The sequence below is a fragment of the Pimelobacter simplex genome (assembly GCF_900114845.1).
Taxonomy (GTDB): domain Bacteria; phylum Actinomycetota; class Actinomycetes; order Propionibacteriales; family Nocardioidaceae; genus Nocardioides; species Nocardioides simplex.
This window is the reverse complement of record NZ_FOUK01000002.1, coordinates 224,628-251,002: the sequence shown is the minus strand read 5'-3', so window position 1 is coordinate 251,002 and position 26,375 is coordinate 224,628. Positions and strand designations below refer to the sequence as shown.

Annotated in this window: 25 protein-coding genes; 22 read left to right on the top strand and 3 right to left on the bottom strand. The window is 72.5% G+C overall.

Annotated features, from left to right (window positions below; all coding sequences use genetic code 11):
• Positions 1-47 precede the first annotated feature (47 nt).
• The 21 genes from BM223_RS08760 to BM223_RS08660 all read left to right on the top strand — a co-directional run bounded on the left by BM223_RS08760 (position 48) and on the right by BM223_RS08660 (position 24,106).
• Positions 48-1,862 (top strand): peptidoglycan D,D-transpeptidase FtsI family protein, encoded by a 1,815-nt coding sequence (locus BM223_RS08760; RefSeq protein WP_075018545.1) that lies wholly within the window; start codon positions 48-50, stop codon positions 1,860-1,862.
• Positions 1,856-3,388, top strand: coding sequence for a UDP-N-acetylmuramoyl-L-alanyl-D-glutamate--2,6-diaminopimelate ligase (locus BM223_RS08755; protein WP_141267239.1), 1,533 nt, complete (start codon positions 1,856-1,858; stop codon positions 3,386-3,388). Before BM223_RS08760 ends, BM223_RS08755 begins: the two co-directional genes overlap by 7 nt.
• Complete coding sequence (locus BM223_RS08750) at positions 3,385-4,755, top strand: UDP-N-acetylmuramoyl-tripeptide--D-alanyl-D-alanine ligase (protein WP_038678352.1); 1,371 nt, start codon at positions 3,385-3,387, stop codon at positions 4,753-4,755. The genes BM223_RS08755 and BM223_RS08750 overlap by 4 nt, the downstream gene beginning before the upstream one ends.
• A complete protein-coding gene (gene mraY / locus BM223_RS08745) occupies positions 4,752-5,822 on the top strand; it encodes a phospho-N-acetylmuramoyl-pentapeptide-transferase (RefSeq protein WP_038678356.1) in 1,071 nt (356 codons plus the stop codon). Before BM223_RS08750 ends, mraY begins: the two co-directional genes overlap by 4 nt.
• A complete protein-coding gene (gene murD / locus BM223_RS08740; RefSeq protein WP_038678358.1) occupies positions 5,804-7,297 on the top strand; it encodes a UDP-N-acetylmuramoyl-L-alanine--D-glutamate ligase in 1,494 nt (497 codons plus the stop codon). Before mraY ends, murD begins: the two co-directional genes overlap by 19 nt.
• Before the next feature lie 87 nt (positions 7,298-7,384).
• Positions 7,385-8,638, top strand: coding sequence for a putative lipid II flippase FtsW (gene ftsW / locus BM223_RS08735; RefSeq protein WP_235319245.1), 1,254 nt, complete (start codon positions 7,385-7,387; stop codon positions 8,636-8,638).
• A gap of 9 nt (positions 8,639-8,647) precedes the next feature.
• A complete protein-coding gene (gene murG / locus BM223_RS08730) occupies positions 8,648-9,745 on the top strand; it encodes an undecaprenyldiphospho-muramoylpentapeptide beta-N-acetylglucosaminyltransferase (RefSeq protein WP_038678361.1) in 1,098 nt (365 codons plus the stop codon).
• Positions 9,742-11,154 (top strand): UDP-N-acetylmuramate--L-alanine ligase, encoded by a 1,413-nt coding sequence (gene murC, locus BM223_RS08725; protein ID WP_038678363.1) that lies wholly within the window; start codon positions 9,742-9,744, stop codon positions 11,152-11,154. The genes murG and murC overlap by 4 nt, the downstream gene beginning before the upstream one ends.
• Positions 11,141-11,905 carry a cell division protein FtsQ/DivIB gene (locus BM223_RS08720; RefSeq protein WP_038678364.1) on the top strand — a complete coding sequence of 255 codons (765 nt, stop codon included), beginning with the start codon at positions 11,141-11,143 and terminating at the stop codon, positions 11,903-11,905. Before murC ends, BM223_RS08720 begins: the two co-directional genes overlap by 14 nt.
• Positions 11,906-12,233: 328 nt before the next feature.
• Positions 12,234-13,454 (top strand): cell division protein FtsZ, encoded by a 1,221-nt coding sequence (gene ftsZ, locus BM223_RS08715; RefSeq protein ID WP_075018544.1) that lies wholly within the window; start codon positions 12,234-12,236, stop codon positions 13,452-13,454.
• A gap of 3 nt (positions 13,455-13,457) precedes the next feature.
• Complete coding sequence (locus tag BM223_RS08710; protein WP_038678368.1) at positions 13,458-14,150, top strand: purine nucleoside phosphorylase YfiH/LACC1 family protein; 693 nt, start codon at positions 13,458-13,460, stop codon at positions 14,148-14,150.
• Positions 14,147-14,851, top strand: a complete 705-nt coding sequence (locus BM223_RS08705; RefSeq protein ID WP_038684171.1) for a YggS family pyridoxal phosphate-dependent enzyme — start codon at positions 14,147-14,149, stop codon at positions 14,849-14,851. The genes BM223_RS08710 and BM223_RS08705 overlap by 4 nt, the downstream gene beginning before the upstream one ends.
• A gap of 61 nt (positions 14,852-14,912) precedes the next feature.
• On the top strand, positions 14,913-15,428 hold the full coding sequence (locus tag BM223_RS08700) for a cell division protein SepF (RefSeq protein ID WP_038678370.1): 516 nt from the start codon (positions 14,913-14,915) through the stop codon (positions 15,426-15,428).
• Between the two features lie 215 nt (positions 15,429-15,643).
• Complete coding sequence (locus tag BM223_RS08695; protein ID WP_038678371.1) at positions 15,644-15,937, top strand: YggT family protein; 294 nt, start codon at positions 15,644-15,646, stop codon at positions 15,935-15,937.
• A 128-nt stretch (positions 15,938-16,065) separates the two neighbouring features.
• Positions 16,066-16,872: a DivIVA domain-containing protein gene (locus tag BM223_RS08690; protein ID WP_038678373.1), complete on the top strand. Its 807-nt coding sequence runs from the start codon at positions 16,066-16,068 to the stop codon at positions 16,870-16,872.
• A gap of 180 nt (positions 16,873-17,052) precedes the next feature.
• Positions 17,053-17,934, top strand: a complete 882-nt coding sequence (locus BM223_RS08685; RefSeq protein ID WP_075018543.1) for a TraR/DksA family transcriptional regulator — start codon at positions 17,053-17,055, stop codon at positions 17,932-17,934.
• Positions 17,907-18,518: a signal peptidase II gene (gene lspA, locus BM223_RS08680; protein WP_052138497.1), complete on the top strand. Its 612-nt coding sequence runs from the start codon at positions 17,907-17,909 to the stop codon at positions 18,516-18,518. The genes BM223_RS08685 and lspA overlap by 28 nt, the downstream gene beginning before the upstream one ends.
• Positions 18,515-19,453: an RluA family pseudouridine synthase gene (locus tag BM223_RS08675; RefSeq protein ID WP_038678375.1), complete on the top strand. Its 939-nt coding sequence runs from the start codon at positions 18,515-18,517 to the stop codon at positions 19,451-19,453. The genes lspA and BM223_RS08675 overlap by 4 nt, the downstream gene beginning before the upstream one ends.
• The gene (locus tag BM223_RS08670) at positions 19,440-19,910 is read left to right on the top strand and encodes a GNAT family N-acetyltransferase (RefSeq protein WP_052138498.1); all 471 of its coding nucleotides are present in this window, start codon (positions 19,440-19,442) and stop codon (positions 19,908-19,910) included. The genes BM223_RS08675 and BM223_RS08670 overlap by 14 nt, the downstream gene beginning before the upstream one ends.
• Before the next feature lie 78 nt (positions 19,911-19,988).
• Positions 19,989-23,561, top strand: coding sequence for a DNA polymerase III subunit alpha (gene dnaE, locus BM223_RS08665; RefSeq protein ID WP_038678377.1), 3,573 nt, complete (start codon positions 19,989-19,991; stop codon positions 23,559-23,561).
• Positions 23,558-24,106: a hypothetical protein gene (locus BM223_RS08660; protein WP_038678379.1), complete on the top strand. Its 549-nt coding sequence runs from the start codon at positions 23,558-23,560 to the stop codon at positions 24,104-24,106. The genes dnaE and BM223_RS08660 overlap by 4 nt, the downstream gene beginning before the upstream one ends.
• Here the strand turns inward: BM223_RS08660 and ybaK are convergent.
• The 3 genes from ybaK to BM223_RS08645 are packed head-to-tail and all read right to left on the bottom strand — an operon-like array spanning position 24,048 to position 25,705.
• Complete coding sequence (ybaK, locus tag BM223_RS08655) at positions 24,048-24,539, bottom strand: Cys-tRNA(Pro) deacylase (RefSeq protein WP_038678380.1); 492 nt, start codon at positions 24,537-24,539, stop codon at positions 24,048-24,050. The two genes, BM223_RS08660 and ybaK, sit on opposite strands and share 59 nt — an antisense overlap.
• Positions 24,539-25,204 (bottom strand): LON peptidase substrate-binding domain-containing protein, encoded by a 666-nt coding sequence (locus tag BM223_RS08650; protein WP_052138499.1) that lies wholly within the window; start codon positions 25,202-25,204, stop codon positions 24,539-24,541. The genes ybaK and BM223_RS08650 overlap by 1 nt, the downstream gene beginning before the upstream one ends.
• Before the next feature lie 9 nt (positions 25,205-25,213).
• On the bottom strand, positions 25,214-25,705 hold the full coding sequence (locus BM223_RS08645; protein ID WP_052138500.1) for an SRPBCC family protein: 492 nt from the start codon (positions 25,703-25,705) through the stop codon (positions 25,214-25,216).
• Between the two features lie 40 nt (positions 25,706-25,745).
• On the opposite strand from BM223_RS08645, the gene BM223_RS08640 reads away from it, so the two are divergent.
• Positions 25,746-26,342 carry a TetR/AcrR family transcriptional regulator gene (locus BM223_RS08640; protein WP_038678382.1) on the top strand — a complete coding sequence of 199 codons (597 nt, stop codon included), beginning with the start codon at positions 25,746-25,748 and terminating at the stop codon, positions 26,340-26,342.
• Positions 26,343-26,375: the final 33 nt, after the last annotated feature.

Sequence of the window (26,375 nt, the reverse complement as noted above, 5' to 3'; positions counted from 1 at the left end):
TTGGTGGTCCTGCCGTCCGCGACCCGAGAGCGACCAGAGAGCGACCGTTGAGCCGACCGAAGACCAGCCGTCTCCTGCGCCGTACCGGTGAGGTCCGGCGCGGGTCGCCGCACCGCCGGATGCAGATCGGGTTCCTGATCATCGCGATGGTGCTCTCCGTGTTCGCCGCGCGCCTGGTCCAGCTCCAGGGCGTCGACCCGCGCTCCTACGCGCAGATGGCCGCGGCCGAGGGCACCCAGGACGTCGTCCTGCCGGCCACCCGGGGCGAGATCGTCGACCGCAAGGGCCGTCCGCTCGCGGGCAGCGTCGACGGCCGGATGATCGTGGCCGACCCCAAGGTGACGAGCAAGGTCGCGCCCGAGCTGGCGACGATCCTGTCCGACCGGCTCGGCATCGACTACTTCGAGGCGCTCAAGCGGCTGCGCGCCGAGGCGAGCCGGTTCGAGTACATCGCGCGCCAGGTCCCGGCGAGCAAGGCCGAGAAGGTCGTCGACGAGATCCGCGAGAAGTTCAAGGACGAGAAGGGCCGCCCCTTCGCGGGCCTGATGACCGAGCGCGACCCGCTGCGGGTCTACCCGAGCCGCACCGTGGCGGCCAACCTGGTCGGCTTCCTCGGCACGCCCACCAACAAGGGCGCCGCGCAGCCGCTGGCCGGGCTCGAGACGTCGTTCAACCGCTACCTGTCGGGCAAGGACGGCGAGGCGCGCTACACCGTCGGCGCCGGCAACCAGATCCCGCTCGGCGACAACACGATCACGCCCGCGGTCGACGGCAAGTCGCTGCAGCTGACCATCGACAGCGACCTGCAGTACTACGCGCAGCGGGTGCTGCAGAAGACCGTGGTCGGTGCCGGCGGCAAGTCCGGCATCGCCGTCGTCGTCGACACCCGCACCGGCGAGGTGCTGGCGCTCGCCGACTACCCGACCTACGACGCGGCCGACCCCTACGACTACGACAAGGACCTCTACAAGTCCTCGGCGCTCACCGACGTCTACGAGCCGGGCTCGGTCGAGAAGGTGCTCACGATGAGCGCGCTCATCGACGCCGGCCTGGCCTACAAGGACCAGAAGTTCAAGGTCCCGGGCAAGCTCTACCGCCAGGACCGGCCGATCGGCGACTACTGGGACCACGGCATGCTCAAGCTGACCCTGGCCGGCATCCTCGCCAAGTCGTCCAACATCGGCACGGTGCTCGCCGCCGACCAGTTCAAGCGCGGCCAGCTGCGCCAGTACCTCGAGCGCTTCGGCCTCGGCGCCCGTACCGGCGTCGGGCTGGGCGGCGAGACCAAGGGCATCCTGCCCAACGGCTCCGACTGGACGTCGCAGGTCGGCGACCGCATCGCCTTCGGCCAGTCGCTGTCGGTCAACGCCCTCCAGATGGCGGCCGCGGTCAACACGATCGCCAACGGCGGCGTCCGGATCGACCCCAGCCTGGTCAAGGGCTCGGCGACCACCGACGGCGGTGTCGCGGTGGGCACCGACAACGCGACCTCGCGCCGGGTGATCAGCGAGAAGGCCGCCCACGAGACGATGCTCATGATGGAGCGCGTGGTCGACCCCGACGCGGGCGTCGCCCCCCGGGCGGCGATCCCCGGCTACCGGGTCGCGGGCAAGACCGGCACCGCCCAGCGGGTCGGCGACAACGGCGGGTACGACGGCTCGACCACCGTCTCGTTCGCCGGCTTCGCGCCGGCCGACAAGCCCCGCTTCACCGTCTACGTCGTGGTCCACTCGCCGCGCGCCGGCAGCGGCGGCGGCAGCACCGCGGGCCCGGCCTTCGCCGAGCTGATGAGCTACACCCTGCGCCGCTACGGCGTCGCGCCCACCGGGGCCAAGCCCAACCAGACGCCGGTGGAATGGTGAGCGCCCCGGACCCGACCCTCGCCGCGCGCCCCGCGCACCCGCCCACCACGCCCCTGGTGGACGTGGCCCGGGCGCTGGGCCTGGACGAGGCGTACCCCGACGTCGCCGTCACCGGGATCACCCTCGACTCGCGCCGGGTCCGCCCCGGCGACCTGTACGCCGGACTGGCCGGCGCCCGCGCCCACGGGGCAGGCTTCGCCGCGCAGGCCGCGGCGGCCGGCGCCGTCGCGATCCTCACCGATGCCGAGGGCGCCGAGCTGGCGCGCGCGTCCGGGCTGCCCGCGCTCGTCGTGGCCCACCCGCGCGCGGTGCTGGGCGAGACGGCGGCTCTGGTCTACGGCCGCCCGGCGGCGGCGCTGCGCACCATCGGCGTCACCGGCACCCAGGGCAAGACCACGGTGACCCGCCTGCTCGACGGCGGGCTCCTCGCGGCCGGCGTCCGCAGCGCCGCGATCGGCACCGTCGGCACCCGGATCGCCGGCGAGGAGGTCAAGACCGCCCTCACCACGCCCGAGGCGCCCGACCTGCACGGGCTCTTCGCCCGCATGCGCGAGCTCGACGTCGCCGCCTGCGCGATGGAGGTCTCCAGCCACGCGCTGGTGCTGGGCCGGGTCGACGGCGTCGTCTTCGACGTCGCTGTCTTCACCAACCTGGGCCGCGACCACCTCGACTTCCACGCCGACGTCGAGGACTACTTCCGGGCCAAGGCGACGCTCTTCACCCCGGCCCACGCCCGGCTCGGCCTGGTCTGCGTCGACGACGAGCACGGCCGCCGGCTGGCGACCGAGGCGTCGATCCCGATCCGCACCTACGCGGTCGGCGACGACCGCGCCGCCGACTGGACCGCTCGCGAGGTCGTCCTCGGCGCCGACGGCTCGTCGTTCGTCGTGCACGGCCCCGACGGCCTGCGGGTGCCCGGCCGGGTGCCGCTGGCGGGGGAGTTCAACGTGGCCAACGCGCTGGCCGCCATCGCGTCGGCGGCCGAGGCGGGTTTCGACGCCCACGAGGTGGCCGACGGGATCGCGCGCTCCGGGGGCGTCCCGGGCCGGCTCGAGCGGATCGAGACCGGGCGCGACCTGACCGTCGTCGTCGACTACGCCCACAAGCCCGACGCGGTCGACGCCGTCCTGCGGACCCTGCGCCCGGTCACCCGTGGCAGGCTGATCGTCGTGATCGGTGCAGGGGGAGACCGCGACCGTGGCAAGCGCCCCGTCATGGGGGCGATCGCCGCCGAGCTCGCCGACCTCGTCGTCGTCACCGACGACAACCCGCGCACCGAGGACCCCGCCGCGATCCGGGCCGAGGTGCTCGCCGGAGCCCGCACCGGGACTGCCGAGGTGCGCGAGACCGGCGACCGCCGCGCGGCGATCGCCGAGGCCCTCGCGCTCGCCGGCCCGGGTGACGTCGTGCTCGTCGCGGGCAAGGGCCACGAGACGGGCCAGGAGGTCGCCGGCGTGGTGCACCCGTTCGACGACCGCGAGGTGGTCCGCGAGGTGCTGGCCGAGCTCGCCGGCGGCGCCCGATGATCCCCCTGCAGCTCTCCGAGATCGCGACCATCACCGGCGGCACGCTGCACGGCGAGGACGTCACCGTCGCCGGCCCCGCCTACGTCGACAGCCGCACGCCGGTCGCCGACGGGCTGTTCGTCGCCGTCGTGGGGGAGCGCGTCGACGGCCACGCCTACGCCGACGGCGCCCACGCCGTGCTCGGCAGCCGCTCCACGACCGCGCCCACCGTCGTCGTCGCCGATCCCGTCGTCGCGCTGGGCGTGCTCGCCCGGCACGTCCTCGACCGGCTCGACACCACCGTGCTCGCGCTCACCGGCTCGCAGGGCAAGACCGGCACCAAGGACTACCTCGCGGCCGTGCTCCGCAGGCTGGGCGGCGCCGAGACCGTCGTCGCGACGGCCGCCAACAACAACAACGAGCTCGGCGTCCCGCTCACGGTGCTGCGGGCCGACGCCGGCACCCGCCACCTCGTCGTCGAGATGGGCGCGCGTGGTGTGGGGCACATCTCCTACCTGTGCGAGATCGCGCCGCCGCGCATCGCCGCCGTCCTCAACGTGGGCACCGCCCACGTGGGGGAGTTCGGCGGCCGCGAGCAGATCGCGCGCGCCAAGGGCGAGATCGTCGAGGCGCTGCCCGCCGACGGCACGGCCGTGCTCAACGCCGACGACCCGCTCGTCGCGCCGATGGCCACCCGCACGGGCGCCGAGGTGGTCACCTTCGGCACGTCCGGCGACGTGCGCTGGCACGACGTCCGGCTCGACGCGCGCGGCCGGCCCGGCTTCGTCCTCGAGCACGCCGGCGAGTCGCACCCGGTGCAGCTGCGGCAGAGCGGGCTGCACCAGGTCCACAACGCCGCCGCGGCCGCGGCGATGGCCCTCGCCGCCGGGCTGCCGCTCGCCGAGGTCGCCGCCGCGCTGGGCGAGGCCGATGCCGCCTCCCGCTGGCGGATGGAGGTGACCGAGCGCGCCGACGGGCTGGTGCTCGTCAACGACGCCTACAACGCCAACCCCGACTCCATGCGTGCCGCGCTCGAGGCGCTCGTCGCGATCGGCCGCGGTGACGCGCGCCGTCCCCGTCGCACGGTCGCGGTGCTGGGCGAGATGCGCGAGCTCGGCGACGAGCACGACGCGGCCCACCGCGCCGTCGGTGCGGCGGCCGCCGAGCTGGGCGTCGACGTGGTGGTGGTCGTCACCGAGGCGGCCCGCGGCATCGCCGACGGAGCCTCCGGAGGCGCCGGTGAGGTGATCGTCACGGCGGGGCGGGACGAAGCCGAGGCCTGGGTGCGGCAGAATGCCGGTCCGGAGGACGTCGTCCTCGTCAAGGCGTCGCGCGGCGTCGCCTTGGAAGGCGTGGCAGAGGCGATCCTGGAGGAGACGACGGCGTGAGAGCGATCCTGCTCGTCGGAGGCATCGCCCTGCTGATCTCGCTGCTCGGCACCCGGGTGGCGATCAATGCGTTCACCAAGCTGGGCTACGGGCAGGAGATCCGCGACGACGGACCGACCAGCCACCACACCAAGCGCGGCACGCCCACCATGGGCGGTGTCGTCATCATCCTGGCGGCGGTCGTCGGCTACTTCCTCGCCAAGCTGATCACGATGACGACGCCCAGCGCGTCGGCACTGCTGCTGCTCTTCCTGTTCGTCGGGATGGGCCTGGTCGGCTTCCTCGACGACTTCATCAAGATCTACAAGCAGCGCAGCCTCGGCCTGCGCAGCAAGGCCAAGATGGCCGGGCAGACCGTGATCGCGCTCGTCTTCGGGTCGCTGGCGCTCTCGCCGTGGCTCGAGGACTCCCACGGGCGGACCCCGGCCAGCGAGAAGGTCTCGTTCCTGCGCGAGCTCGACTGGTTCGTGCTGCCGACGATCCTCGCGATCCTGCTGATCTGGCTGTTCGTGGCCGGCTTCAGCAATGCGGTCAACCTGACCGACGGCCTCGACGGTCTCGCCGCCGGCGCCTCGGTGATGGTCTTCGGCGCCTACACGCTGGTGAACATCTGGCAGAACAACCAGTTCTGCCAGAAGGAGCCCAGCGCCAGCTGCTACAACGTCCGCGACCCCCTCGACCTGGCGATCATCGCGGCGGCGATCACCGGCGCCTGCTTCGGCTTCCTGTGGTGGAACGCGTCGCCGGCCAAGATCTTCATGGGCGACACCGGCTCGCTGGCCCTGGGCAGTGCGCTGGCCGGCTTCGCGATCCTGACCCGCACCGAGCTGCTGCTCGTCATCCTCGGCGGCCTGTTCGTGCTCGAGACGGTCTCGGTGATGATGCAGGTCGGCTACTTCAAGCTCACCAAGGGCCGGCGGATCTTCCGGATGGCGCCGATCCACCACCACTTCGAGATGCTCGGCTGGGAGCAGGTGACCGTGGTGATCCGGTTCTGGATCATCACCGGCCTCTTCGTCGCCACCGGCCTGGGCATCTTCTACGCCGAATGGGTGTCGCGCCTGTGACCCGTCCCGACCCCACCACCCTCGGTCGCACCGACTCCTGGGAGGGCGTGCGGGCCGTCGTGGCCGGCTTCGGCACCAGCGGCGCGGCCGCGGTCGACAACCTGCTCCACCTCGGGGCGAGCGTGCACGCGCTCGCCGAGAGCGCGCACCCGCGGATCCTCGAGCGCGCCGAGCTGCTCGAGGTGCTCGGCGCGACCATCGAGATCCACGCGGGCGCCACCGACGCGCTGCCTGCCGAGGCCGACCTGCTCGTCGTCTCGCCGGGCTTCCGGCCCGACGCCCCGCTCATCGCGGCCGCGCGCGAGCACGGCATCCCGGTGTGGGGCGAGGTCGAGCTGGCCTGGCGGCTGCGCGACCCGGCCCACCCCGCGCCGTGGCTGTGCGTGACCGGCACCAACGGCAAGACGACGACCGTCCAGATGCTCGACAGCATCCTGCGCGCCGCGGGCCTGCGCAGCGTCGCGGCCGGCAACGTCGGGTTGCCGCTGACCGAGGCGGTCATGGACCCCGAGCCGTACGACGTCATCGCGGTCGAGCTGTCGAGCTTCCAGCTCCACTACACCGACACGATGGCGGCCGAGAGCGCCGTCGTCCTCAACGTCGCCGAGGACCACCTCGACTGGTACGACGGCCCCACCGGCATGCACGACTACGCCCGAGACAAGGGCCGGATCTTCCAGAACGTCGCGCGGGCCTGCGTCTACAACGTCGCCGACCCGGTCACCGAGGACCTCGTCCGCGAGGCCGACGTGATCGAGGGCGCCCGGGCGATCGGGTTCACCCTCGGCACGCCCGCCGTCGGCATGCTCGGCGTGGTCGAGGACATCCTGGTCGACCGCGCGTTCATCGAGCAGCGCGACACGAGCGCCGCCGAGCTCTGCACGCTCGACGACCTCGCCTCCACCGCGCCCCACTTCGTCGCCAACGCCCTCGCCGCGGCCGCCCTGGCTCGGGCGCACGGCGTCAGCCAGGCCGCCGTCCGCGACGGGCTGCGCGCGTTCCGCCCCGACGGGCACCGGATCGCCGTGGTCGCCGAGCACGACGCCGTCACCTGGGTCGACGACTCCAAGGCCACCAACCCCCATGCCGCGGCGTCGTCGCTGGCCGCCTTCGCGCCGGTCGTGTGGGTCGCGGGCGGCCTGGCCAAGGGCGCGCACTTCGACGACCTGGTGAGCGCCACCGCCGACCGGCTGCGTGCCGTCGTCCTCATCGGCCGCGACCGCCAGGTGATCGCCGACGCGCTTTCGCGACACGCACCCGATGTGCCGGTGTTCCAGGTCGAGACCCCTGAGACTGGTGGGGCAGTCGGTGCCGACCTGATGAGGCGGGTCGTGGCGACCGCGGCCGAGGTCGCCCAGCCGGGGGACACCGTGCTGCTGGCGCCGGGATGCGCCTCGATGGACCAGTTCACCGACTACGCCGCACGAGGCGATGCCTTCGCCACCGCGGTGCGGGAGCACGTCGGCACGAGCTGAGCAGGACCGGACTGGAGCGAGGGGGTCGTCATCACCACTGCGAACCCCGAGCGCACCCGGCCCGGGATCTCCGACCTGCTGCGGCGGGTGCCGCGGCCACGGCTGAGCGGGCGCCCGTCGCTGCGCTCGCTGCGCGAGGCGCGCTCCGCCGCCACCCGCTCGGGCTGGACCCGGGCGCTCAAGGACGCGCTCGACCGGCCGCTCACGACGTACTACCTGCTGCTGGGCGCCACCGCGCTGCTGCTGACCATCGGCCTGATCATGGTGCTCAGTGCGTCGAGCGTGTCGTCGTACCGGGCGACGGGCGACTCCTACACGATCGTCAAGCGCCAGGTGATGTGGGTCGCGCTCGGCATCCCGTGCGCGTTCATCGCCTCGCGGGTCTCGGTCCGGTGGGTGCGCGGGCTGGCCTACCCGGCCTTCTCGATCTCGCTGATCCTGCTCGGCCTGACCGCCCTGGTCGGCGTCGAGGTCAACGGCAACACCAACTGGCTCGCGCTCGGTCCGGTGCAGATCCAGCCCTCCGAGATCGCCAAGCTCTCGCTGGTCATCTGGGCCAGCCACATCTACGCCAACAAGGAGCGCCGGCTCGGCAACCTGCACCAGATGCTGGTGCCGGTGGTGCCCGGCATGATCCTGGCGACCGGGCTCGTCGTGATCGGCCGCGACCTCGGAACGGCGCTCATCTTCTTCGCGCTGCTCGTCGCGATGCTGTGGGTGGTCGGCGCCCCCGGCCGGCTCTTCGTCATGGCGTTCCTCACCGTGAGCGTGCTCGCCCTGGCGCTCGCCGCGACCAACCCGGTCCGGATGGCGCGCATCTCGAGCTTCACCGACCCCTTCCGCGACTACCACTCGACCGGCTGGCAGCCGGCCCACGGCCTCTACGCCATGTCGAGCGGCGGCATCTTCGGCGAGGGCATCGGTGCCAGCCAGCAGAAGTGGGGCGCGCTGCCCGAGGCCCACACCGACTTCATCTTCGCCGTCCTCGGCGAGGAGCTCGGCCTCGTCGGCACGCTGCTGGTGATCGGCCTCTTCCTGGTCATCGCCTACGCCGGCCTGCGGGTCGCCCGCGAGACGACGCAGCCCTTCGTCCGCTACTGCACCTTCGGCATCATGGTCTGGCTCATCGGCCAGATGATGGTCAACGTCGGCATGGTGCTCGCGATGCTCCCGGTCATCGGCATCCCGCTGCCACTGGTGTCCTACGGCGGCTCGAGCCTGCTGCCGACCCTGGCCGCGCTCGGGCTGGTGATCGGCTTCGCCCGGCGCGAGCCTGCGGCGGCCCGCGCGCTGGCCCAGCGGCGCCGGGCCCGGTCGGCCGGTCTGTCGGCGCGCGGATAGGTTCTCCCCGTGAGGATTCTTCTGGCCGGTGGGGGGACGGCGGGGCACACCTCGCCCCTGCTCGCGACCGCCGACGCGCTGCGCCGACTCGACCCCGACGTCGAGATCACCTGCCTGGGCACGCCCCGTGGCCTCGAGAACAAGGTGGTGCCCGCGGCCGGCTACCCGCTGCGGCTGGTGCCGCCGGTGCCGCTGCCGCGCAAGCCCGGCAAGGACCTCGCGCTGGTGCCGTCCCGGCTCCGGGCCGCGGTCAAGGCCGCGCTCGACGTGGTCGACGACGTCCGGCCCGACGTGATCGTGGGCTACGGCGGCTACGTGTCGATGCCCGCCTACCTCGCTGCACGCCGGCGCAAGCTGCCGCTCGTCGTCCACGAGCAGAACGCGCTGCCCGGCATCGCCAACAAGTTCGGCGCCCGGATCGCGACCCGGGTCGCGGTCAGCTTCCCCGACACCCCTCTCAAGAAGGCCGAGTACGTCGGCCTGCCCGTGCGCCGGATGATCAGCACCCTCGACCGCGCGGCCCTGCGCGACGAGGCGCGCGCGTTCTTCGGCCTCGACCCCGCGCTGCCGACGCTCGTGGTGACCGGCGGCTCCCAGGGGGCGCGCCGGCTCAACCAGGCGATCAGCGGCGCGGCCGCGGCGCTCGGCTCGGCCGGCGTCCAGGTGCTCCACGTGATCGGGCCCAACGGCGCGAGCGACCCCAGCTGGACCGCGCCCGTCCCCACCGGCGTGCCCTACGTCGTCCTGCCGTTCGTCGAGCGGATGGACTACGCGCTCGCCGCGGCCGACCTCATGGTCTGCCGCTCGGGCGCCTCCAGCGTCGTCGAGGCCTCGTCGAGCGGTGTCCCGGCGATCTTCGTGCCGCTGCCGATCGGCAACGGTGAGCAGGCGCTCAATGCCCGGCCCGTCGTCGACGCCGGGGGAGCGCTGCTGGTCGAGGACTCCTCGTTCAGTGCCGACTACGTCGCCGACACCGTCCCCGGGCTGGTCCGCGACCCCGAGCGGCTGGCCCGCATGGGCGCGGCCGCCTCCGAGCTCGTCCCGCGCGACGCCGACGACAAGCTGGCCCGGCTGATCGCCGACGTCGCCTCGGGAGCCGCACGGTGAAGATCCCCGTCCCCGACGAGATCCTCCCCGCCGACCGGCTGGGTCGCGTCCACCTCGTCGGCATCGGCGGCGCCGGGCTGTCCGCGATCGCCCGGCTGATGCACCAGTCCGGGGTCGAGGTCAGCGGCAGCGACGCCCACGACTCCGCCGTCGTCGCGGCGCTGCGCGCCGAGGGGATCGCCGTCCACGTGGGTCACGACGCCGCGCACCTCGACGGCGTCGACACCATCATCGCGACGACGGCCGCCCGCGAGGACAACCCCGAGATCGTCGCCGCGCTCGAGCGGGGCCTGCGGCTGTGGCCGCGCTCGGCCGGGCTGCAGTCGGTGCTGGTCGGGCGCCGCGTCGTCGCCGTCGGCGGCACGCACGGCAAGACGACCACCACCGCGATGCTCACCGTCGCGCTCCAGGAGGCCGGGCTCGACCCGACCTTCGCCATCGGCGCCGAGGTCGCCAGCCTCGGGACCAACGCCCGGCTCGGCACCGGCGACGTCGCCGTCGTCGAGGCCGACGAGTCCGACGGCGCCTTCCTCGTCTACACCCCCGAGATCGCCGTCGTCACCAACGTCGACGCCGACCACCTCGACCACTGGGGCACGCCCGAGGCCTACGCCGACGCCTTCGCGCGCTTCGTCGCGGGCGCCAGCGCGGGCGCCGTCGTCAACACCGACGACCCGGGCGCGGCCGCGCTCGTCGTCGACGGCACGGGCGTGGCGGGCGCCGGCTTCGCCGAGGGCGCCGCCGTGCTCGGCAGCGACCTCGTGCTGGCCGGCGGGACGACGACCTTCCGGGTCGAGGTCGGCGACGTCGACCTGGGCCGGGTCGAGCTCGCCGTGCCCGGGCGGCACTACGCCCAGGACGCGCTCCTCGCGCTCGCCGTCGGTCTCGACCTGGGCGCCGAGCCGGCCGACCTGATCCGCGGCCTGGCCCGGCACCAGGGCGCCAAGCGGCGCATGGAGCTGGTCGGCGAGGCCGCGGGGGTGCGGGTCTACGACTCCTACGCGCACCACCCGAGCGAGATCCGTGGCGACCTCGAGGCCGCCCGCTCGCTGGTCGGCGACGCGGGGCGACTCGTCGTCTGCTTCCAGCCGCACCTGGTCTCGCGGACCCGGATCTTCGGCACCGCGATGGGTCACGAGCTCGGTGCGGCCGACGAGGTCGTGGTGCTCGACGTCTACGTCGCCCGCGAGGACCCGGACCCCGCCGTCACCGGCGCCCTCGTGGCCGCCGCGGTGCCGCTGCCGGCCGAGCAGGTGCGCTTCGTGGCCGACCGGTCCGCCGTCCTCGAGGTGCTGGGGGGCATCGCCCGTCCCGGCGACCTCGTGCTGACCCTCGGCGCCGGCGACGTCACCACCGTCGCACCCGCACTGCTCGCCGCCCTCGCGGAGCGGGGCGATGGCGAGGGGTGAGGCCCGCGAGAAGCGGTCGCGCGGCCGGGCCGCCGACTCCCTCGAGCGCACCCGGAAGGCCTTCGCCCGGCGCCAGCGTGCGCGCCGCTGGCTGACCTGGCGCTACGTGCTCGCCGCCGTCCTCGTGGTCGGGGCGATCGGCCTCGGCGTCTACGCCCTCTACTTCTCGTCGTGGCTGCGGACCGAGGGCGTCAGCGTCGTCGGCAACGCCCAGCTCACCGAGAAGCAGGTCCTGGCCACCGCCGACGTCCCCACCGGGGGACCGCTCGCCACCGTCGACCTGCACGCGATCGAGCTGCGCCTCAAGGCGCTCGCCACGGTCAAGAGCGTCGACGTGTCGCGCAAGTGGCCGCACCAGGTCCGCATCGAGATCGTCGAGCGGACCCCGATCGCCGTCCTCGACCGGGGTGACCGGCTCACCAACCTCGACGCCGGCGGCGTCGCCTTCGGCCGGCTCACCAAGGCCCCGCCCGGCCTGCCCCGCGTGAAGATCGGCCCCGAGGCCGACAGCGACGCCCTGGTCGAGGGGGCCCGCGTCGTCGCCGCCCTCGCCCCGAAGGTCACCGAGCTCGTCGACTTCGTCGAGGTGCAGACCGTGGACGAGATCCTGCTCCACCTGCGCGACGGCCGCCTCGTCCGATGGGGGAGCTCCGACCAGGCCGACGACAAGGCCGCCGTCCTGCTCGAGCTGCTCGCCCGCAAGGCCCAGGTCTACGACGTCTCGGTCCCCGGCGCCCCCACCACCCGCTGACCGGGGCGGGGGCGCGAAGGGGCACGTTCCGGCGGTCGAGGGTGCACGGAGCGGCACCCTCGACCGCCGGAACGTGCCCCTTCGCCCGCCGGAACGTGGAACTTCGGCGGGGGTGCGGCGTGTCTGCGCTGGGGAGGGCGTCGGCGTACCTACTGTCATGGGCACGACGAGGTTGACATAACTATAACCCTCAGGCTGAGGGTCAGGGTTGTGGCACCCACGCCGGACGGCCATCGGGGAAGGGTGGCCGACCGCCTGGCTCGAGATCGAGCTCGACGACACAGACGACGACAACTGATCGAAACACCTCTGGAAAGGTGACGCCGCCGTGGCAGCTGCACAGAACTACCTGGCCATCATCAAGGTCGTCGGCATCGGCGGGGGCGGCGTCAACGCCGTCAACCGGATGATCGAGGTCGGCCTCAAGGGTGTCGAGTTCATCGCCATCAACACCGACGCGCAGGCGCTGCTCATGAGCGACGCCGACGTCAAGCTCGACATCGGGCGCGAGCTCACCCGCGGGCTGGGTGCCGGCGCCAACCCCGACGTGGGCGGCAAGGCCGCCGAGGACCACGCCGAGGAGATCGAGGAGGTGCTCAAGGGCGCCGACATGGTCTTCGTGACCGCGGGCGAGGGCGGTGGCACCGGCACCGGTGGCGCGCCGGTCGTCGCCCGGATCGCCCGCTCGCTGGGCGCGCTCACCATCGGCGTCGTCACGCGTCCCTTCACCTTCGAGGGTGCGCGCCGCAAGAAGTCGGCCGACGAGGGCATCGAGCGGCTCCGCGAGGAGGTCGACACCCTCATCGTCATCCCCAACGACCGGCTGCTGCAGATCTCCGACCGCAACGTCTCGATGCTCGACGCCTTCAAGCAGGCCGACCAGGTGCTGCTCCAGGGCGTCTCCGGCATCACCGACCTGATCACCACCCCCGGTCTGATCAACGTCGACTTCGCCGACGTCAAGGCCGTCATGAGCAACGCCGGCTCCGCGCTCATGGGCATCGGCTCGGCCCGCGGCGAGGACCGTGCGCTCGCCGCCGCCGAGATGGCGATCAGCAGCCCGCTGCTCGAGGCCTCGATCGACGGCGCCCACGGCGTCCTGCTCTCGATCGCCGGTGGTTCCGACCTCGGCATCTTCGAGATCAACGAGGCCGCCGCCATGGTCGCCGACGCCGTGCACGAGGACGCCAACATCATCTTCGGCACGATCATCGACGACGCCCTCGGCGACGAGGTCCGGGTGACCGTCATCGCCGCCGGGTTCGACGGCGGCCTGCCCAAGCGCCGCGACGAGGGTGCGGCGCGCCGCGACGCCCGCGCCGCCGCGCAGCCGGCCGAGACGCGTGCTGCGGCCGGTGCGGTCGCCAGCCGCCGCCCCGAGCCGCAGGCCCCGGCCCAGAGCCAGGCCCCGGCCCCGACGCCCGCCCCGGCCCAGGCCGAGGAGTCCGCTCCGGCGTCCACGCCGCAGCCGGTCGGTGCGCGCACCACCCCCCAGCCGATGCAGTTCGACGACGGCGACGACCTCGACGTCCCCGACTTCCTCAAGTGAGTCGTGTTCGCCTTCCGTGAGACCACCGCACTCGACCCGGCCCCCGCTGACGGGCGCCGGGTCGAGGTGGCGTTCACGGACGCCGCGCTCGACCTGCAGGAGGGCCCGGAGCTCGCCGCCACCCTCGCCGGCCTCGCCGCCGACCTCGGCCTGACCGGCCTGGCCCGGCTGCACCAGGTGCACGGTGCCGACGTCGCCACGGTCGACGACGGCGCCGCGCCGGTCCCCGAGGCCGACGCGGCGGTGACCACCGCGCCCGGCCTCGCGCTCGTGGTCCGCGTCGCCGACTGCGTGCCCGTCGTCCTCGCCGACCCGGGCGCCGGCGTCGTCGGGGTCGCCCACGCCGGACGCCGCGGCGTCGAGCTCGACGTCGTCACCCGCACCGTCGAGCGGATGCGGGCGCTCGGCGCCACCGAGGTCCGCGCCTGGATCGGCCCCCACGTGTGCGGCCGCTGCTACGAGGTGCCCGCGGCGATGCGCGACGAGGTCGCCGCCCGGGTCCCCGCGACCTACGCCGAGACCAGCTGGGGCACGCCCGCGCTCGACCTCGGCGCCGGGGTCGCCGCCCAGCTCGACGCCGCCGGGGTGCCCGCGGCCGTCGTCGCGGGGTGCACGCTCGAGGACGAGCGCTTCCACTCCTACCGTCGCGACGGCGCCGCCGCCGGCCGACTCGGAGGGCTGGTGTGGCTCTCGTGAGCACCAGCCGCGCCGACGAGCTGCGCACCCGTCTCGCCGCCGTCCACGACCGGATCGCGCGCGCCGCCACCGACGCGGGGCGGGCGCCCGACGAGGTCGCGCTCGTCGTCGTCACCAAGTACTTCCCGGCCTCCGACGTCCGCCTGCTCGCCGAGCTCGGCGTCGTCGACGTGGGGGAGAACCGGCACCAGGAGGCCGAGGCCAAGGCCGCCGAGTGCGCCGACCTCCCGCTGCGCTGGCACTTCATCGGCGGCCTGCAGTCCAACAAGGCCGCCGCCGTCGCCCGCTACGCCCAGGTCGTCGAGTCCGTCGACCGCACCGCGCTCGTCGGCCGGCTCGCCCGCGGCGCCGAGGACGCCGGCCGCGAGGTCGACGTCCTCCTCCAGGTCAGCCTCGACCCCCCAGGGCGCGAGCACCGCTTCGGTGCCGACCCGGCCACGCTGCCCGCCCTCGCCGACGAGGTCGCCCGCACCAGCGGGCTCCGGCTGCGCGGCCTGATGGCCGTCGCGCCCCTCGACGAGGACCCTGCGCTGGCCTTCTCCCGGCTCGCCGGGATCCGCGCCGACTTCCTCTCCCGGCACCCCGACGCGACCCTCCTCTCCGCCGGCATGAGCGGCGACCTGGAGGCGGCGATCACCGTCGGCGCGACACACGTACGCGTCGGCACCGCGGTCCTCGGTTCGAGGCCCGCGGTCCAGTAATGTCCACAACACCACCAGCGGTCCCTGAGCCCCAGGGGCAGGAATCACGGAGGCAACAGTCATGAGCGGTGCGATGCGCAGGATCGGTGAGTACCTCGGCCTGCTGGAGGACACCGGCTATGACGAGTACGACGACGAGGTCACCGAGCCGGCCCGGGAGCGCGACGCTCGGCCGACCCGCACCGTGCGCGCCGTCCCGTCCGACCACGAGCCCCGGGCCGCCTCGGTCGCCGACCTCGAGGAGCGCCGTCGTCCCGTCGCGGTCGCCGTCGCGCCCTCGTCGGTCGTCGCCGACCGCTCCCGGATCGTCACGCTGCAGCCCACGACGTACAACGACGCGCGGGCCGTCGGCGAGGAGTACCGCGAGGGCGTCCCGGTGATCATGAACCTCAGCGAGATGGACGACTCCGACGCCAAGCGTCTCGTCGACTTCGCCGCCGGGCTCATCTTCGCCACCCGCGGCAACATCGAGCGGGTCACCAACAAGGTGTTCCTGCTCTCGCCGCCGAATGTCACCGTCGCGGCGGAGGACAAGCAGCACATCGCCGACACCGGCGGTTTCTTCAACCAATCTTGATCTGCGCGAGCGCGGCTTCGCCGGCTCGGGGAGGCAGCAAGCTGCCCGGGAGCCGGCTCTCGCCGCGCTGCCGCGCGCGCGGTCGAGGTTCGCTCGGTGACGGGTTGGCTGGCGGCCAGACCTTCACCGGCGGTGGTTGCGCGCCGCCGCGGGGACCGGGCGTGCCGACGGCGGGCCTTGTCGGGCGGGTTCGGCGTACCCGATAGGTTGCGTGCGTGACGATCGTCGGCTGGATCATCGAGGGCGTGCTGTTCGCCTTCATCGGATTCTTGTGGGTCCGCCTCATCACCGACTGGGTGCAGGTGTTCGCGCGGGGCTGGGAGCCCCGGGGAGTGCTGCTCGTGTTCCTCGAGCTGTCGTACTCGGTGACCGATCCGCCGATCAAGGGGCTGCGCAAGGTGATCAAGCCGATCCGGATCGGGAACTTCGCCCTGGATATCAGCTTCTTCCTGGTGATGATCCTGGCCTACATCCTGTTGGCCGTGAACCGTTCCACGCTGCTTTACTGAACGCACCCGCGGGGTTCGGTCCGACGCCGACTCCCGCCCGCCCGGACGGTGGATGACGGCTTCTGTGAGCCAGGCGCTATCGTTCGGTGAGACAGACTGTCGATGAATCTTCGTAGATAGGTGAGGTCATGCCGCTGACGCCTGAGGACGTGAGCAACAAGCGCTTTACGCCGGTTCGGCTGCGCGAGGGCTACGACATGGGCGAGGTCGACCAGTTCCTGGATGAGGTGGAGGCCGAGCTGGCTCGCCTGACCCAGGAGAACGACGACCTCCGCGCGAAGCTCGCGGCTGCGCAGGCCGGCTCCTCGGCCGCTTTCGACGCGCCGACCCAGCTCGCTCCCGTGCCCGAGCTCACGCCCGAGCCGCCGGCCCCCGCTCCGGTCCCGGCCCCCGTGGCTGCTCCCGTCGAGGTGCCCGCCCCGGTCGAGCCCGTCGTCCCGGCCCCCGTGGCCGCGCCCGCCGCCACCGGTGGCATCGAGACGATCCGGGTCGAGACCGTGCCGGAGGCGTCCAACGCCGCGGCGCGCCTGCTCGAGATCGCCACGCGCAACGCCGACGAACTCGTCGAGGACGCCAAGAACGAGGCCGACAAGATCGTCGGCGAGGCCCGGACCAAGTCCGAGCGTCTGGAGTCCGAGGCCAAGGTCAAGGCCGACCGCCTCGAGTCCGACGCCCGCACCCGCGCCGAGATGCTCGACAGCGAGACCGCCGAGCGTCGTACCCAGCTCTTCGGCGACCTCGAGAAGGAGCGCGACAAGCTCTCCGCCGAGGTCGAGACGCTCCGCTCGTTCGAGCGCGAGTACCGCTCCCGCCTCAAGAGCTACTTCACCCAGCAGCTCGAGTCGCTGCAGACCCCGGGTGACACCCTCGCTCCCGCGGAGGAGGCCCCCGCTCCCAAGCGGCTGCGCTCCATCCTCGGCGAGGAAGAGGCCTGAGCCCGAGCGCTCCCGCTCGGTCTGCTGACCACCCTCGAACCGGCCGGTCCCGCCTCGTGCGGACCGGCCGGTTCGCGTTCCCGACGGTGAGCCTCCTTGGCCGCCTAGGCTGCACCCGTTACCCTCCGCAGCACGCCCGCAGCCTGCCGGCCGCGGCACGTCGCCTCTGAGGAGTCCGTCATGGCCCGCAGCACGAAGAAGTCGTTGGCCGGTCAGGCCGCGTCCGCCGCGCGGAAGATCATCCGCCCCCGCAAGGGGGCCGCGGCGCCGGCGGCGCCCGCGAAGAAGGCGGCGGCACCGGCCAAGAAGACGGCGGCGAAGAAGGCCGCGGCGGCACCGGCCAAGAAGGCGGCCGCGAAGAAGACCGCACCAGCGAAGAAGGCAGCGCCGGCCGCCAAGAAGGCAGCCCCCGCGAAGAAGACGGCGAAGGCGCCGGCCAAGAAGACCGCCGCCAAGAAGACCGCCGCCAAGAAGAGCGCACCCGCTCCGGTCAAGAAGACGCCGGCGCCCGCGAAGAAGACCACCAAGAAGGCTCCGGCCACCGTGACCAAGAAGACCACCACGACCACCACGTCCACCAAGAAGGCCGCGCCGGCCGCGAAGGCCGCGCCCGCCAAGAAGGCGGCGCCGGCCAAGAAGGCGCCCGCCAAGAAGGCCGCCCCGGCCGCCCGCAAGCTCGTCGTCCTCGACCACGAGGAGGCCTGGTCCAAGGCCGAGCTGGCCGAGGTGCTGCGCGAGCTGCACGAGCAGCGCGAGGAGAGCGCCCAGATCCTGGCCGAGCAGGAGGCCGACCTGTCGGGCCTGCTGCGCGACTCCGGTGACGGGGCCGGGCAGGACCAGGCGGACCTCGGGGCGACCAGCTTCGAGCGCGACCACGAGCTGACCGTGCTCAACCACGAGCGCGAGAAGCTGGCCCAGATCGACCGGGCCCTGGCGCGCATCGACGACGGCACGTACGGCGTGTGCGAGTCGTGCGGCAACCCCATCGGCAAGATGCGGCTGATGGCGTTCCCGCGTGCCACACTGTGCATGACATGCAAGCAGCGCGAGGAACGCCGGTAGACGACCGCGACGACGGCCCCGACGGCCCCGGCACCGCAGGTTCCCGGCCCCTTCTCGCAGCTCCGCGGGCGTGGGCGCTGTTCCTGTCCGTCGCGGTGCTGGTGGTCGTCGTCGACCAGGTCGCGAAGGTCCTCGCAGTCCGTCACCTCACCGGTGAGCCGGACGTCGAGGTGGTCGGCGAGATCCTGCAGCTGCACCTGACCTACAACCCGGGGGCGGCGTTCAGCCTGGGCACCCGGTTCACCGTGGTCCTGTCCTGCCTGGCGATCACCGCGACGCTCGTCGTCCTGTGGGTCAGCCGGCGGGTGGTGAGCCCGCTGTGGGCGGTCGCGCTGGGGCTGCTGCTGGCGGGCATCGACGGCAACCTGATCGACCGGCTGTTCCGCGCGCCGAGCCCGTTCCGCGGGCACGTCGTCGACTTCCTGATGCTGCCGAACTGGCCGATCTTCAACGTCGCCGACATGTCCATCAACGTGGGCGTGGCGCTCATCCTGCTGCAGGTGTTCCGCGGCGTGGGGCTCGACGGCCAGCGGGTCGAGAAGCCCCAGAAGGGCGCCAAGCCCGAGAAGGAGCAGCAGTCGTGAGCACGGCCGAGCACCGCACCCTGTCGGTCCCCGAGAGCCTCGACGGCGAGCGGGTCGACGTGGCGATGGCCCAGCTGTTCGGGGTCTCCCGGACGCGCGCGGCCGAGCTGATCGCCGACGACAGGGTCCGCATCGACGGCGACGCGGTCAGCGGCAAGAGCGAGCGGCTCCTGGCCGGCTCAGTGCTCGACGTCGCGATCCCGGCCGAGGTCGACCCGCTCGAGGTGGTCCCCGAGATCGTCGAGGGCATCAAGATCATCCACGACGACGACGCCATCGTCGTGATCGACAAGCCGGTCGGCGTCGCGGTGCACCCGTCGCCGGGCTGGCGCGGGCAGACGGTGGTGGGCCACCTCGCGGGGGCCGGCTTCCGGATCTCCACGTCGGGGGCCAAGGAGCGCGAGGGGATCGTCCAGCGCCTCGACGTCGGCACGTCGGGCGTGATGGTGATCGCCAAGTCCGAGCACGCCTACTCGGTGCTCAAGAACGCCTTCCGCAACCGCACGGTCGACAAGACCTACCACGCGCTCGTCCAGGGGCACCCGGACCCGCTCGAGGGCACGATCGACGCCCCCATCGGGCGGCACCCGAAGTTCGACTACAAGTTCGCGGTCATGGACGACGGCCGGCACAGCGTGACCCACTACGAGACGCTCGAGGCGCACCGCTTCGCGAGCCTGCTCGAGGTCCACCTCGAGACCGGGCGCACCCACCAGATCCGGGTGCACATGAGCGCGCTCAAGCACCCGTGCGTCGGCGACATCACCTACGGCGCCGACCCCGTCCTGGCCCGCCGGGTGGGGCTGGAGCGGCAGTGGCTGCACGCGGTGAAGCTGGGCTTCGAGCACCCCGAGACGGGGGACTACGTCGAGTACGAGTCGACCTACCCCGACGACCTCGCGCACGCGCTCGACGTCATCCGTGACGCCCACTGAGCTGCTGCTGCGTCCCGCGACGCCCGCCGACGTCCCCGGGATCGCCGCGGTCCAGGTCGCGGCCCGGGCGAGCGCCGCGATGCCGCCGGGTCTCCACGGTCCGGACGAGATCCGGGCCTACCTCGCCGAGCGCTTCGGCGCGGCCGAGAACTGGGTCGCCGAGAGCGGTGGCGCGGTGGTCGGCTACGCCCGGTTCACCCGCACCTGGCTCAACGACCTGTACGTCGACCCGGCCCACCAGGGCCAGGGCGTGGGCGGCGCGCTGCTGGACCTGGTCAAGGCCCGCCACCCCGGCGGGTTCAGCCTCTGGGTGTTCGAGCAGAACCTCCCGGCGCGGGCGTTCTACGCCGCCCGGGGCCTGGTCGAGCGGGAGCACACCGACGGCGCCGAGAACGAGGAGCGGGCCCCGGACCTGCGGATGGAGTGGCCGGCGGGATCTGTCGGAGGGTCGGCCTAGAGTCGGTGCCACTGTCACGTAGGCTGGTCCTCTTCCCCGAGCGACCGCCCTTGACCTTTGAGGAGAGCCGAACCACACATGGCTGCTGACGCCGGGGACTTCGTCCACCTGCACGTCCACACCGAGTACTCGATGCTCGACGGGGCGTCGCTCCTCGACGGGCTGTTCACGCGCGTCAACGACCTCGGCATGTCGTCGATCGCGATGACCGACCACGGCAACCTGCACGGCGCCTACGACTTCTACTCCAAGGCCAAGAAGTACGGCGTCAAGCCGATCATCGGCATCGAGGCCTACATCACGCCGGGCACCCCGCGCGGTGAGCGCCGCCGGGTCCGGTGGGGCAAGGCCAACGGCGCCGACGGGGCCGAGGAGGGTGGCAACGACGTCGCCGGCGGTGGCGCCTACACCCACATGACCATGTGGGCCGAGAACACCGAGGGCATGCACAACCTGTTCCGGCTCTCGTCGCGCTCGAGCCTCGAGGGCTACTTCTACAAGCCGCGCATGGACAAGGAGATCCTCGCCGAGCACAGCAAGGGCCTCATCGTCTCCACCGGCTGCCCCAGCGGCGCCATCCAGACCCGGCTCCGGCTGGGACAGTACGACGAGGCGCTGCGCGAGGGCTCCGAGCTGCAGGACATCTTCGGCAAGGAGAACGTCTTCCTCGAGCTGATGGACCACGGCATCTCCATCGAGAAGCGGGTCCGCGACGACCTGATCCGGCTCGGCAAGGACCTCGGCATCCCGCCGATCGCCACCAACGACTCGCACTACAACAACCCCGAGGACGCCGACGCCCACGACGCCCTCATCTGCGTCGCGTCCGGCAAGCGCCTCTCCGACCCCAACCGGCTCAAGTTCGACGGCGGCGGCTACTACATCAAGTCCGCGGCCGAGATGCGCGAGCTGTGGGCCGACCGGTTCGCCATGCCCGAGGCCTGCGACAACACGGTCGCCATCGCCGAGCGCTGCAACGTCGAGTTCACCGAGTCCACCGGCGGCTACATGGCCCGCGCCGACGTGCCGGCGGGGGAGACCGAGGAGTCCTGGTTCCGCAAGGAGGTGTGGCGCGGCATCGAGGCGCGCTACCCCGGCGAGCTGCTCACCCAGGAGGTCAAGGACCGGGTCGAGATGGAGCTCGCGATCATCTCGCAGAAGGGCTACTGCGGCTACTACCTCGTGGTCGCCGACTTCATCGGCTGGTCCAAGGACAACGGCATCCGGGTCGGCCCGGGCCGAGGCTCGGGTGCCGGCTCCATCGCGGCCTACGCGCTGCGGATCACCGACCTGTGCCCCCTCGAGCACGGCCTCTTCTTCGAGCGCTTCCTCAACCCCGAGCGCCCCTCGATGCCTGACTTCGACATCGACTTCGACGACGCCCGCCGCGGCGAGGTCATCCAGTACGTCAGCGACAAGTACGGCGCCGAGCGCGTCGCCCAGATCGCCACCTTCGGCCGGCTCAAGTCCAAGGCCGCCATCAAGGACGCCGCCCGGGTTCTCGACCACGGCTTCGCCATCGGCGACAAGATCACCAAGGCGATGCCGCCCGACGTGATGGGCAAGGGCGTCCCGCTCAAGGACATCTTCAACGCCGACCACAAGCGCTACAACGACGGCGGCGAGTTCCGCGCGCTCTACGAGTCCGACCCGGACGTCCGCACGATCTACCAGACGGCGCTCGGCCTCGAGGGCCAGATCCGCAACTGGGGCGTGCACGCGGCCGGCGTCATCATGTCGAGCGAGCCGCTGATCGACATCGTGCCGATCATGGCCCGCCCGCAGGACGGCGCGGTGATCACCCAGTTCGACTACCCCATGTGCGAGTCGCTGGGCCTGGTCAAGATGGACTTCCTGGGCCTGTCGAACCTGCGCATCCTCGAGGACGCGCTGGGCAACATCAAGGCCAACAAGGAAGAGGACGTCGTCCTCGAGGAGCTGCCCTTCGACGACCGGGCGACCTACGAGCTGATGGGCCGCGGCGACACGCTCGGCGTCTTCCAGCTCGATGGTGGGGGCATGCGCGCGCTGCTGCGCTCGATGCAGCCCGACCAGTTCGCCGACATCACCGCGGTCAGCGCGCTCTACCGGCCGGGCCCGATGGGCGCCGACTCGCACAACAAGTACGCGCGCCGCAAGAACGGCCGCGAGCCGATCGAGCCGATCCACCCGGCCCTGGCCGAGGCCCTCGAGCCGGTGCTGGGCGAGACCTACGGCCTGATCGTCTACCAGGAGCAGGTGATGGCCATCGCCCAGGTGCTGGCCGGCTTCACCCTGGGCGCCGCCGACAACCTCCGTCGCGCGATGGGCAAGAAGAAGAAGGAGGAGCTCGACAAGCAGTACGCCGGCTTCCAGGCCGGCATGCTCGAGCGGGGCTACCCCCAGAAGGCGATCGACCAGCTCTGGGAGATCCTGCTCCCGTTCTCCGACTACGCCTTCAACAAGTCGCACTCGGCCGCCTACGGCGTCATCACGTACTGGACGGCCTACCTCAAGGCGAACTACCCGACCGAGTACATGGCCGCGCTCCTCACGTCCGTCAAGGACGACAAGGACAAGATGGCCATCTACCTCAACGAGTGCCGCCGGATGAAGATCCAGGTGCTGCCGCCCGACGTCAACGAGTCGGCGCACAACTTCACCGCCGTCGGGCGCGACATCCGCTTCGGCCTCACCGCGATCCGCAACGTCGGCTCCAACGTCGTCGACGGCATCGTCGAGACCCGCACCCACCAGGACCGGTTCACCGACTTCAACGACTTCCTGTCCAAGGTGCCCGCCTCGGTGTGCAACAAGCGGGTCATCGACTCGCTGATCAAGGCCGGCGCCTTCGACGACATGAAGCACAAGCGGCGCGCGCTCGTGGCGATCCACGAGACCGCCGTCGACCAGTACGTCGACATCAAGCGCAACGAGGCGATCGGCCAGGACTCCCTCTTCGCCGGGCTCGGCGACGACGACGACGGCAGCGGCGGCTTCGGCGTGAGCGTGGCCATCCCCGACCTCGACGAGTGGGACAAGATGACCCTGCTCGGGCACGAGCGCGAGATGCTCGGTCTCTACGTCTCCGACCACCCGCTGCTCGGCCTCGAGCACGTGCTGTCCAACGGCACCGACTGCACCATCGGCCAGCTGGTCACCGACGAGGACCGGCCGCACAACTCCACGGTCACCGTGGCCGGCCTGGTCACCGGCATCCAGCGCAAGATCACCAAGAACGGCGACCCGTGGGCCACCGTCACGCTCGAGGACCTCGAGGGTGGCATCGACGTGCTGCTGTTCCCCAGCAGCTACCGCCTGGCGGCGCCGTACCTCACCGAGGACGCGATCATCCGGGTCCGGGGCCAGCTCGACACCGAGCGTGACACCGCCCAGCTGCGCGGCCAGGAGGTCACCGTCCCCGACCTCGAGCGCGGCAGCGACGGGCCGGTCGTGATCAGCCTGCCGTCGACGCGGTGCACCGGTCCGGTGGTCCAGCAGCTGCGCGAGGTCCTCGTCTCCCATGCCGGGCTGACCGAGGTCCGGCTCCAGCTGTTGAGCCGAGACTCCACCAAGCTCATGCGCCTGGGGGACAATCTCAGGGTGACTCCCTCTGTCTCGCTCTTCGCCGACCTCAAGCAGCTCCTCGGCCCGGGGTGCCTCGACAGATGAGGCCCCGCGACCTGACCGGCGCGCTCGTCGTGCCGCCGGTCCTCGGTGCCGTCCTCGGCGCGGCCGGTGGCTGGCTGTGGTGGGCCTGGTGGGGGCCAGCCCCGCAGGGCAAGATCTACGACACGACGGCGGGCCCGCACTGGTACCCCGACCCGTTCGACCCCGGCATCACCCGCGACTTCAGCGGGACGGCGACCTATGTCGTCGTCGGCTTCGGCCTCGCGCTCCTGCTGGGTCTGGTCTCCGGCTGGCTGGCCCGCAAGGTCGCCGTCCCCGGGCTGCTGGCGCTGCTGGTGGGCGCGGGCCTGGCGACGCTGCTCATGTACCTGATCGGCGAGTCGTTCAGCCCGCCCGACCCGGCGTCGCTGGCCGCGGCCAAGAAGATCGGCGCGGTGCTGCCGGGACACCTCCACGTGAGCGGCTGGACGCCCTACCTGGCCTGGCCGGTGGGCGCCCTGCTCGGCTACCTGGTGGTGCTGCTCTCGCTCACTTCCGAATCTCAGCCACCCGCGCGGCCGTCATCCGTACCAGCTCCGCAGGGCTGAGCTCGACCTCCATCCCGCGCTTGCCCGCCGAGACGTAGACGGTCGGGTGCGCGAGCGCCGAGGCGTCGACGACGGTCGGGTGCGCCTTGCGCTGGCCCAGCGGCGAGATGCCGCCGACCACGTAGCCGGTGGCCCGCTCGGCGGCCCGGGGATCGGCCATCGTCGCCTTGCGGCCCGCGACGGCGCGGGCGAGCGCCTTGAGGTCGAGCTGGCCCGCGACCGGCACCACGCCGACCACGAGCGCGCCGTCGACGTCGGCGAAGAGGGTCTTGAACACCCGCGCGGGGTCGATGCCCATCGCCTCGGCGGCCTCCTCGCCGTACGACGCGGCGCGGGCGTCGTGGGCGTACTCGTGCACGGTGAACGCGACGCCGGCCGCGGTCAGGGCGGTGGTGGCCGGCGTCCCGCCGGCGGCCTGCTTCTTCTTCGCCATCAGTTGGGCGACCACTTCGTGCGCGCCACCTCGGTCGCGGGCAGCGAGGTGATGACGTTCATGGCGCGCAGCTCGGAGCGGAGCAGGTCGGTGACCAGGATCAGCCGCTCGGTCGGGTCGGCCGCCTCGAGGAGCTGCTGGTGCTCGGCCATCGGCAGCGGCGTGGCGGCGGCCAGCGTCCAGGCGAGGTACGCCGGGTCGCGTGGCAGCTCGCCCTCGAGCGGGTCGCCGGCGATCTCGCCGAGGACGTGCCGGTAGGCGGTGAACGTCGCCCGGGCCCGCTCGACGACGTCGTCGGGGACGGCGCCCGCGGGCTCGTCGAGCAGGGTGACCTCGCCGACGGGGAACTCGCCGCCACCGCGCAGCCGGTCGAGCTGGAGCCGGTCGCGCCCGACCGCGACGATGTCGAAGGTGCCGTCGGGGTGGGACTCCACCTCGGTCAGCTGCAGCCGCACGCCGATCCGGAAGAGCGACTGGTTGCCGTGGTCGCCGACCTCGTAGCCCTCGCGGATCGCGACCGACCCGAAGAGCCGGTCGGCCGGGTCCTCGACGCGGAGCAGGTGGTGGACGAGTGCGCGGTAGCGATCCTCGAAGACGTGCAGCGGCACGCTGATCCCCGGGTAGAGCACCGCGTTGAGAGGGAACATCGGCAGCTGGTCGGGCACCTTTCGACCCTAGGGCATCGGGGTCTCCGCCTCCGAGCGGATTCCCTCGAGCGTGGTCCGCATCCCGGCGAGCTGGGAGGCGGTGAACGCCTCCTGGCCGCCCATGAAGGCGTCGGTCAGCTCGCGGGAGAGCTCCGAGATGCCCTCGGGGGCGTCGCGACGCTCGTGCAGCCGGGTGCCGCCGTCGGCGGTCGGCTCCAGCTCGAAGGACCAGGTCACGTAGTTCTCGTCGACCCGGAAGGCGAGCGCGCGCTCGGCGTCGTAGCGGGTGATCTCGGCGTGCGTGGTCCAGGTGAGCTCGCCGTGGGCGTTGCGGTTGGTGAACCGGGTGCCGACGCCGGGCTCCGCATCGGGGGCGGCGAGCCGGGTCGAGGTGACCTGCGGGCTCCAGTCGGCCATCCGGGTGACGTCGGCGACGAGCGCCCAGACGTCGGCGGGAGGGGCGGCGATCTCGATGTGCTCGTGCAGGACCGGGACGGCGGGCTGGTTCGTGGTGGTCATGGCGGAACTATACGACCGATCGGTCGGGTAGAGTGGCCGGATGACCACACCCGCCGACGGCCGCCGGCTCCGCGGTGACCGCACCCGGCAGCGGGCGGCCCGGGCGGCGGCCCGGCTGGCGACCGTCCAGGGCCTCGACGCGCTCAGCGTCGGCACGCTCGCCGAGGCCTCCGGAGCCAGCAAGAGCGGGCTGCTCACCGTCTTCGGCAACCGCGAGGAGATCCTGCTGGCCGCCGTCGCCGAGGCCCGGGAGCTGTACGTCGAGCACGTCATCGCCCCCGCGTGGAGCGCCGCGCCCGGTGCCGCGCGGCTGCGCGCGCTGCTCGACCAGTGGGTGGCCTACCTGCGCGCCGAGGTGTTTCCCGGCGGCTGCTTCGTCGCGGCCACCTCCGCCGAGTACGGCCACCGCACCGGCCGGGTCGCCGAGGCCGTCCGGGCGCTCAAGCAGGAGTGGCTCGACCTGCTCGTGCGCGAGCTCACCGCGGCCGGGGTGGCGCGGCCCGACGAGGCCGCCTTCCGTGTCGACGCCTACCTGGTCGCGGCCAACACGCGGCGCGAGCTGTTCGGCGACGACGGCGCGCTGGTGACCGCGCACCGGCTCGCGCTCGCGGTGCTGGACGAGGCGCCGTCCCGGTAGGCGTCACCGGCGCCGGGGGAGCGGCGCCCCGAC